This window comes from Actinoplanes sp. ATCC 53533, from assembly GCF_003947245.1.
Map to the genome: position 1 here is coordinate 44,250 of NZ_QHHV01000050.1, position 8,613 is coordinate 52,862.

An 8,613-nucleotide genomic window follows, 5' to 3' on the forward strand; every position below is an offset into this window, starting at 1 on the left:
GGCTCAGCCCGGCAGCAGGTGGCGGGCGTTGTGCAGCGCCTGCCACTGCTCGCCGCCACGCCAGGTGACCTGCTGGGCCAGGTAGCGCCGCAGCTTCGCCAGGTCTTCCGGGTTGTCCTTGGCCGCGGTGCCGGCCAGGCACGCCACCACGTCCTCGGCGGTGCCGGGCTCGCCGCGCAGGAACCAGCCACGCAGCCCGACGGCGTGGGCGACGGAGACCGCCTCCGCGGTGCTCATGACCGCGGACAGCCTGTCCATCGAGTCGCCGCGCGCAGTCTCCCCGGTGCGCAGCTCGCGGAACGTGGTCACCAGCACCTCGAGGACGTCCCGCCGGGGCTCGGCGGTGACCCCGGAGCGCCGCAGCAGCGCCGACGACTCGGCCTCGACCAGGGCCAGCTCCGTGGAGAAGTCGGCGATCGGGAAGACCGTCTCGAAGTTGAAGCGCCGCTTCAGCGCGGAGCTCATGTCGTTGACGCCGCGGTCGCGGGTGTTGGCGGTGGCGATGATGTTGAAACCGTCGCGGGCGAAGACCATCGCCGCCGGCCCGGTCAGCTCCGGGATCGCCAGCACCCGGTCGGACAGCGGGGACAGCAGGCAGTCCTGGACTTCGAGCGGGCAGCGGGTGATCTCCTCGAAGCGGACCGTGCGGCCCTCGGCCATGCCGCGCAGCAGTGGCGCGGGCACCAGCGACTGCGTCGACGGGCCGTCGGCGACGAGCAGCGCGTAGTTCCACGAATAGCGGATCTGGTCTTCGGTGGTGGCGGCGCCGCCCTGGATGGTGAGCATGGAGTCACCGCTGACCGCCGCGGCGAGCAGCTCGGACAGCAGCGACTTGGCCGTGCCGGGCTCGCCCACCAGCATCAGCCCGCGGCTTGTCGCGAGGGTGATCAGGGCGCGGTCGATCAGCGAGGGGTCGCCGACGAACTTGCGGCTGACGCCGAGCTTGCTGTCGCCGACGACGAAACGCCGGGCCGCCTGCACGCTGAGCACCCACCCGGGCGGGCGCTCGGCGGTGTCGGCCTCTCGCAGCCGGGCCAGCTCGTCGGCGTAGCGGACCTCGGCGGGCGGCCGCTGCACCCGGTCGGCGGGCTCGGTGACCTCAACAACCGAGCCAGCCCCGAAACCAGCCGGCCCAAAGCCGGAGCCCGCCCGACCAGAGCCAGAGCCCGCCGAACCGGAGCCCGACGCCCGCGAACCGGCCGGACCGGCAGCGGACGGACCGGGGGTGGTCGGACCGGCAGCGGTCGGACCGGGGGTGGATGGGGTGGGGCTCATGCGGTCAGCTCCGTGAGGTCGCGGATGATCTCGGATGCGGCGATCGGGTCGAGCCGGTTCAGCGGGATCTGGCCCTCGGTGTTGTTGCTCCAGCGGTTGCCGGTGCCGTCGCACAGGAAGATCATCTCTAGTTCCTGCTCCGGGAAGACCTCCATCGCGCCGACCGCGATGCCGGGGTCCAGGTCGATGACGACCTCCTGGCGCGGGCCGACGACCAGCTCGATGCGGCCCTGGATGCCGGCGTCCTGCGGGGTCTCGCGCCGCCAGCCCTTGCGTTCGAGGCCGATCACCCGCCCGGTCGGCACCGTGCGGCCCTCGAAGCGGGTCAGGCGGGAGGTCGCGGCCTCCTCCGCGGTGAGGCTGAAGGTCTCGCGGCTGAGCTGCGCGAACGGTTGCAGGATCTCATAGTCGGCGAAGACCTCGACCCAGTCGGCCAGGCTGTCGCCCAGGTGCAGCGGGTGCGCGACCCCGACGCGCGCGTCGGCGACGAGCTGGGCCTGCTCGTCGTGCGCGTCGGAGAACGACCTGTCCTCGGCGACCCGGATCGCCCCGATCCGTTTGTCCTGCTCGTCGTAGACGGCCCAGACGAGGCGCCGGACGATGTGCCAGAGCAGCGGGTGGGCGACGAACAGCTGCCGGAACTCGGCACCGGTCCAGCGCCGGCCGGTGACCATCGCTCGTTCGAGGCGGCGGATCTGGTCGGCGGCGACCGTGCGGACGTCCTTCTTCAGCGCCGCGAACTGCTGGTAGGCCGCGGGGGCGAGCGCGGCGTCGTCGCGGGCTCCGGGCTTCGGCAGGGCCTTGAGGCGCTTGCCCGCGCTGTCGGCGACGTATGGGCGCAGTTGCTCGTCGAAGCCGACCGTGAACTGCCGGGGGCCGTAGTCGAGGACCATGCTGCCGGCGGCGTCGAGCCCGAACTGGGGCACCAGCCGGTCGGCGAGCTGGTCGGCGCTGAGCCCGAGACCGGCGGCGACCTCGTCCATCTTCTGATTGGCGGCGGCCTTGAGGCCCTTGAACTTCGCCCGCTGAGCGATGCCGTGCAGGTGCATGAGGGCGACGTCCGTGCCGATCCGGGCCAGCACCTGGACGCCGGTGACCGCCCGCGCGTGCCCGCCCTCGCCGGGCCAGGCCAGGATCAGCGGGGTCAGCCGGCGCACGGTCTCGTCGTCGCCGACCACACCCAGCGTCTCGAGAGTCCAGCTTTCCTTGCTGTCGCCGCCCGAGGTGTGCCAGCGCTGGAAGAGCCCCCAGGCGAACTCGGCGAGGCTGGCCGGCTCGCAGGCCTGCCGGACGATGTCGACCCCGGCGTAGGGGGTGCCGGACCTGCCGAGCGCGAGCACCATCACCAGGTTGCTGACCGCCTCGGCGGGCAGGGCGCCGGCGCCGTCTCGCAACAGCACCGGCGGGAGCAGGCCCGGGACGGCCCAGGCGGGCATCGCCGGGAGCTTCGCCGGCAGCACGGTCAGCGGATCGGTCTCCAGCAGGGTCTGGATGGCCGCGGCGGCCGCCTCGCCGTAGCCTCGTGCGGCCGCGCGCACCGTCTCGGTGTGCCCGTCGGCGTGCAGCGTGAGCAGCGCCTGCTCGGCCTGGCGACGCGGGACGCCGGCCTTGTCGAGCGCGGGCGGCACCAGCGCCCGCGCTGCCTCGGCGGGGTGGCGCCGCAGCCAGGTGAGGGCTGTCCCGCGGACGGACTTGAGCCGCGCGTATGCGTCCGCCATCAGGACCGCGACCTCGGGGGCGGCGAAGGGCAACAGCACCGACGCCATCTCCGCGGTGTTGCGCTTGACCAGCTCCAGCGCCGCCGGCAGCGCGTCGATCTCGAACCGGGCGGCGACGACCCGCATCCACGAGGCGGCCTGCCAGGTGTCTTCGACGCGCCACTTCGCCAGCAGCGGACGGGCGAGCTCCTCAGGTGCGCCGGCGAAGAACTCGGACGGCTCGTACCAGGCGGCGGTGCCGGCGGCGATCGACTTGCCCACCTCTTCCCAGTCGAGCGGACCTTCGGAGAAGCGGGGATAGGGGGTCTGACGCCAGGCCTCCCGCTCCCCGTCGAGCCAGCTGACCGAGGGCGCGCCGGTGTCGGTGAGGCCGGTGATCACCACAGGCTTCACGGGCCGTCGCGGCTTGTCCCACGGTGGATCGAGCAGCAGCGGCGGCACGGCCGACAGCGGCGCCGGGACGACCGCCGCGGCCTGCTCGCGGATGGTCTCCACCCGTTGCCGCGCCGCGGTGCTGAGCAGCGGCAGGGCCTCCTCGACGATCCGCGGATGGGTCAGCACGTGGGAGCGCAGCAGGTCGGCGACGATGGGCTTGGCGGCGCCCTCGGCGAGGAACCGCAGCGCCCGCGCCGGATAGCGGCCGGCGGCATCGAGCAGGGCGGGCGGGACGTACTTGACGTCGATCCGGTCGACCAACCCGCGCATCGCCTCGTCGCTGGGCAGCGCCGCGAGCAGGGACAGCAGCCGCCGTTGGCCGTCGGCCCACTCGATGTCGTCGAACCAGTGGAACAGGGCCGGTGCCGCGCCGACGCCGACCCCGTCGATCATCGTGGTAAGCGTCTCGATGGAGCCGGCAACGGGATAGGAACTGGTGATCGCGGCGAGAGCCGTCACCTGATCCGGCGTGCCGGCCGCGTTGAGCAGCCCGGTGGCCCGGGACTCGTCTCCGTCGGCGAGCGCGGTCGCGACGTCCTCGGCGACCCATTCGAGCTGGGCGGGCGCCAGCAGCGACGTCGCCGCCCGCGCGTAGGCGCCGGCCGCCCGGTAGGGCGTGAGGGCCTCGATCACCTCGGCATATTCCTCCTCGGTGGCGGCGGCGAGGGCAGCCCGGACGCGCAGCACGGTCGCCACCGCCGGATCGCCGTATGAGTTGCGGCGCTGCTCGCCGACGCGGATGAACCGGACGCCGAACAGCTGGTTGTTGCCTGTCCGGGCGCCGGGCGGGAGGCCGTCGTCGAGCTTGAGGGTCATCAGCTCGACCGCGGCCTCGGCGGCCAGCCTCAGGCCACGCTCGGCGATCCAGAGGTCGGCGAAAGCGACGAACTTGTCCCGCGCGTCCCAGTTGCCGAGAGTCGCGGCGGCGGCGACGGCGGCCGCACCGAGGGCGGGGGCCTGCGGATCGCCCTCGAGCCAGGCCATCGCGGCCCGGGCCACGGCCGGGTCGGTGGCCGGCGCCTCGAAGACCTCGGCGATCCCGCCGGGTCTGTCCATGAGCTGGTCAGTGGCCGCGCGCGCCGCGGCGTCGGGCACGAACCGGCCGAGGCCGCTGCTGCCCCGCCGGGCGGAGCGGTGCCGGCGCCACGCGGCGGGAAAGACGAAGGACTCCTCGTCGGGGGGAGCGTGCTCGGTGGGGGCGGGCGGCGTCGGCGCTGGTGTGCGGGAGGGGGACGCTGGTGCGGTTGGGCCGGTCGTCTCGCCGTACCCTTTCCGGGTTTTCTCCGCGATCAGCTTGCCCTCGTGGGTCGCGGCCTCGGCCGCCGAATCGAAGGTCTTGACCTTGGTCTGACCGGTCGTGCCGACGCGTCCCCAGCGGACCGTCACCTCGCTGCCGTCCTGGTCGATCTCCCAGAACTTCGCCGACGCACCGTCGAGCAACTCGAAACTACGCATGTGACACCTTTGTCAGGGGACGCGGAACGGCCCGGGCCCGACCGCGTTCGTCGATACCGGTGCGAGGCACGTTAGCGATCCGGTACGACAAAATCACGGGATGACGAGACCGGTAGTCGGCGTTGGATTGATCCTGGTAGATCCGGAGGGCCGGGTGCTGCTCGGTCGCCGGGTAAAGGCCGGCGAGGCGCCGACCTGGTGCCTGCCCGGCGGCCATGTCGAGGGTGGCGAGACCATCGAGCAGGCCGCCGCCCGCGAGGCCGCCGAGGAAGCCGGCATCGACGGCACCCGGCCCGAGGTCATCGCGATCGGCGTGCGGACCGCGGGCAGCGGCCTGACCGCGGCGGCCGTGGCGACGTGGCCCGGCATCCCGCCGCGGGCGCTGGAGCCCGACGTCCTGAACGACTGGGGCTGGTATGCGCCGGACGACCTGCCGGATCCGCTCTATCCGCCGTCTGCCATGAGCCTCACCGTCTGGCGTGGCCTGCCCCCGCCAGACGGCTGGCGCGTCTATCCGGTCTCCTGATCGGTTCCGCCGCGCAAGAAGCCCGGGACGGCTCCAGCGAGCCGTCCCGGGCGAAGGTGGAGCTACGGCTGACTACGCGGGCTGTCCGGCGCCAGCGTGTCGATGAACTCGTGCGGGTCGTGCACCTCGGTGGTCCGGCGGGCGGCATCGGCCTCGGCCGCCAGCGCCTTGGCCGCACCGGCCGGATCGACGCCGGCCCGCTTCGCGGCGGCGACGACCTGGTTGTACGCCCCTTCCGCGAAGGCGTACGCGGCGCGGTAGTCGTGCCGCGCGAACGCCTTCGTGGACAGGCCCAGCAGGACGTCGGCCGCGCGGAGCTGACCGCGGGCCTTCGACGCCTTGGGCGCGGCCAGCACGTCGGCGGCCAGCCGGTTCGCGGCCTCGTGGTACGCCGCGGTCAGGAACCGGTCGCTGTTGTCCCGGTCGAACTGGCTGAAGTCCCAGTTGACGTCGATGTAGCTCATCATCGAGTTGCTCTCGTCGCCGGCGTTGGCGAACAGGAACGGGCCGCCCGGCGAGTAGTCCACCCCGGTCTCACTGTCGTAGCCGTCGTGCGGGTGGCTCATGCCCAGGTGGTGGCCGACCTCGTGGATCTGGGTGGTGGTCAGGCCGTAGCCGGAGGCGACCACCTCCGGGGAGATGAAGCTGAAGACTCCGGTCTGGGTGCCGTCGACGTAGTTGTCGTCGGCGAAGCCCAGCGCCGGCACGCCGACGCCCGCACCCACGGCGTAGTTGAACATCGGCACCTCGTAGTCGACCCGGCCGGCGTCGTCCTTGGTCCGCTCGAGGTTCTCCCAGTTGTAGAGGTACAGGTTCGCGAACGCCGGATATCCCGAGCCGGGATAGCAGCTCTCGTCGGTCAGCACCCCGAGGTAGCACTCCTCGGCCCTGGCGTCGTAGGGCAGGTCCTGGTTGTCGAAGTCCAGCCGGTTGCGCCAGCGCAGCTCGGAGAGCTCGTCGACGAGCAACTCGGGGGTGATGTACTGCTCGGAGGCGTTGACGCCGGGCCAGCCCTCGTAGGTGTTGCTGTCGAGGTTGAGCGACTTCGGCGGCTTGGCCGTCGGCAGTTCCACCGGGTAGAGCGGCGACGAGGTCATCAGCAGGTTGATCGCGACGTAGCGGGTGATCAGCCCGAGGTCACCGGCCAGCGCCCCGGGCGCCCGGAAGCCGCCGGCGGTGTATTCCCAGGTCGGCGGCATCCGGTAGTCGACGACGCCGTCGCCGTCGAGGTCCGGGTTGTCGACGTCGTAGTTGCTGGTCCACGACTCGGGGCCGGCGGACAGGTCGTGGAACCAGACCCGCCGGGTGCTGCCGAGACCGGTTTCCTCGTCGTCGGCGGTGGTGCCACCCCAGGCGATGATCTTGCGGCTGTCCCGCTCCTTGCCGAAGTCGTATCCGGTGTCGGGGTCGGGCTCGCCGATCTTGGTGTAGACGTGGAACTTGAAGTCGGAGCGGCCGTGCCAGTTGATGAAGAAGATCGTGTTGCGCCGGGTGTCGACACCGGCGGGCGGGTGGTACGCCAGCCACTTCTCGACGCTGGGCGCGTCGATGGTGTGGTTGGAGGTGATGTCCTTGACGTTCTTCTGCTGCGCGTTGTACTCGGTCTGGTACTGCGTCAGCGGCGCGGGCTTCGCCAGCCGGCCGAGCTGCTTGAAGAACTTGTCCTCGTAGGACTTGTTGCTGTAGCTGACCTTGTAGTCGTAGGTGTAGGTGATGCCGAGCTTCTCGGTCAGGCCGTAGAACTGCCGGTAACGGACGATGGGCTCGTACTTCTTCGGCAGGCCGGAGAGGTAGGCGGCCTTGCCGACCTGGTTCGGCTCATAGCCTAGGAAGACCACGTTGACGGGCACCTTCTCGGTCAGCCTGGGCTGGCCGCCGGGGTGCAGATAGGTGTAGGAGGACTTCGGTGCGGCTCCCGCGGCTCCCGCGGATGCCCCCACCATCGCCGTAATCAGCGCAACAACGAGCGCGGCTCTCCGTCTCATGTGGCCACGCTGCCATTCAGCGGACGCACAGTAAAGATTTACGCAGGTACAAGCGTCACTCCCGCACCGGGCCCGGCCCATCCGAATTGCCGTCCTTTGCGGGACGGGCGATCTAAACTCTGCGGGTGGCGAAGTATTTCGACGTACATCCGGACAATCCGCAAGCACGGGCCATCGCCCAGGTGGGCCGCGTCCTGCGCGACGACGGATTGATCGCGTATCCAACCGACTCCTGTTACGCCCTGGGCTGCCGGATCGGTAACGCCAAGGGCCTCGACCGGATCCGGGAGATCCGCCACCTGGGCAGCGACCACCACTTCACCCTGATCTGCCGCGACTTCGCGCAGCTCGGCCAGTTCGTGCAGATCAACAACGCGGTCTTCCGGGCGGTCAAGGCCGCGACGCCCGGCAGCTACACCTTCATCCTGCCGGCCACCCGGGAGGTGCCGCGCCGGCTGCTGCACCCCAAGAAGAAGACCGTCGGGGTACGCATCCCGGAGCACGCGGTGACCAGTGCGATCCTGGCCGAACTGGGTGAACCGCTGCTGTCCAGCACGCTGCTGCTGCCGGGCGAGGAGGAGCCGCTCACCCAGGGCTGGGAGATCAAGGAGCGGCTCGACCACGTGGTGGACGCGGTGATCGACTCGGGCGAGTGCGGCACGGTGCCGACCACGGTGATCGACCTGTCCGGCGGCGAGCCGGAGATCCTGCGGGTCGGCGCGGGCGACCCGTCCCGCTTCGAGTAGCCGGGAAACCGCGGGCGGATTGTCGGTGCCCGGCGATACAGTGCGATCCGCTGCCGTCGTCGGAGGAAACCATGTATCTACCCGTGCCGGCCCAGGTGGATCTGGGTGCGCTGGACCATGAGGTGCTGCACTTCTGGCAGGCCAACAGCATCTTCCACCGCACCCTCGAGCAGTCCGCCGGCCGCCCCGAGTGGATCTTCTACGAGGGCCCGCCGACCGCGAACGGCCGGCCCGGCACGCACCACATCGAGAGCCGGGTCTTCAAGGACCTCTTCCCTCGATACCGGACCATGAAGGGCTTCCACGTCGCCCGCAAGGCCGGCTGGGACTGCCACGGCCTGCCGGTCGAGCTCGCGGTGGAAAAGGAGCTGGGCTTCACCGGCAAGCAGGACATCGAGGCGTACGGCATCGCCGAGTTCAACGTCAAGTGCCGCGAGTCGGTCACCCGGCACACGGACGCGTTCGCCGAGCTC

Annotated in this window: 6 protein-coding genes; 3 read left to right on the forward strand and 3 right to left on the reverse strand. The window is 71.2% G+C overall.

Annotated elements, in window-relative coordinates; translation table 11 throughout:
- Positions 1-3 precede the first annotated feature (3 nt).
- Positions 4-1,077 (reverse strand): AAA family ATPase, encoded by a 1,074-nt coding sequence (locus DMB66_RS18015; protein WP_125805247.1) that lies wholly within the window; start codon positions 1,075-1,077, stop codon positions 4-6.
- A gap of 194 nt (positions 1,078-1,271) precedes the next feature.
- Complete coding sequence (locus DMB66_RS18020; protein WP_125805248.1) at positions 1,272-4,883, reverse strand: WGR and DUF4132 domain-containing protein; 3,612 nt, start codon at positions 4,881-4,883, stop codon at positions 1,272-1,274.
- A gap of 100 nt (positions 4,884-4,983) precedes the next feature.
- Here DMB66_RS18020 and DMB66_RS18025 point away from each other — a divergent pair, with 100 nt between their 5' ends.
- The gene (locus DMB66_RS18025) at positions 4,984-5,409 is read left to right on the forward strand and encodes an NUDIX domain-containing protein (RefSeq protein WP_125805249.1); all 426 of its coding nucleotides are present in this window, start codon (positions 4,984-4,986) and stop codon (positions 5,407-5,409) included.
- A 62-nt stretch (positions 5,410-5,471) separates the two neighbouring features.
- Here DMB66_RS18025 and DMB66_RS18030 read toward each other — a convergent pair whose 3' ends face one another.
- Complete coding sequence (locus tag DMB66_RS18030) at positions 5,472-7,394, reverse strand: hypothetical protein (protein ID WP_125805250.1); 1,923 nt, start codon at positions 7,392-7,394, stop codon at positions 5,472-5,474.
- A 125-nt stretch (positions 7,395-7,519) separates the two neighbouring features.
- Here DMB66_RS18030 and DMB66_RS18035 point away from each other — a divergent pair, with 125 nt between their 5' ends.
- Together DMB66_RS18035 and DMB66_RS18040 are read left to right on the forward strand one after the other, a co-directional pair.
- Positions 7,520-8,140 (forward strand): L-threonylcarbamoyladenylate synthase, encoded by a 621-nt coding sequence (locus DMB66_RS18035; RefSeq protein WP_125805251.1) that lies wholly within the window; start codon positions 7,520-7,522, stop codon positions 8,138-8,140.
- 71 nt (positions 8,141-8,211) lie between these two features.
- Positions 8,212-8,613 (forward strand): class I tRNA ligase family protein (locus DMB66_RS18040; RefSeq protein ID WP_148112745.1); only part of this gene is annotated, 402 nt, incomplete at its 3' end.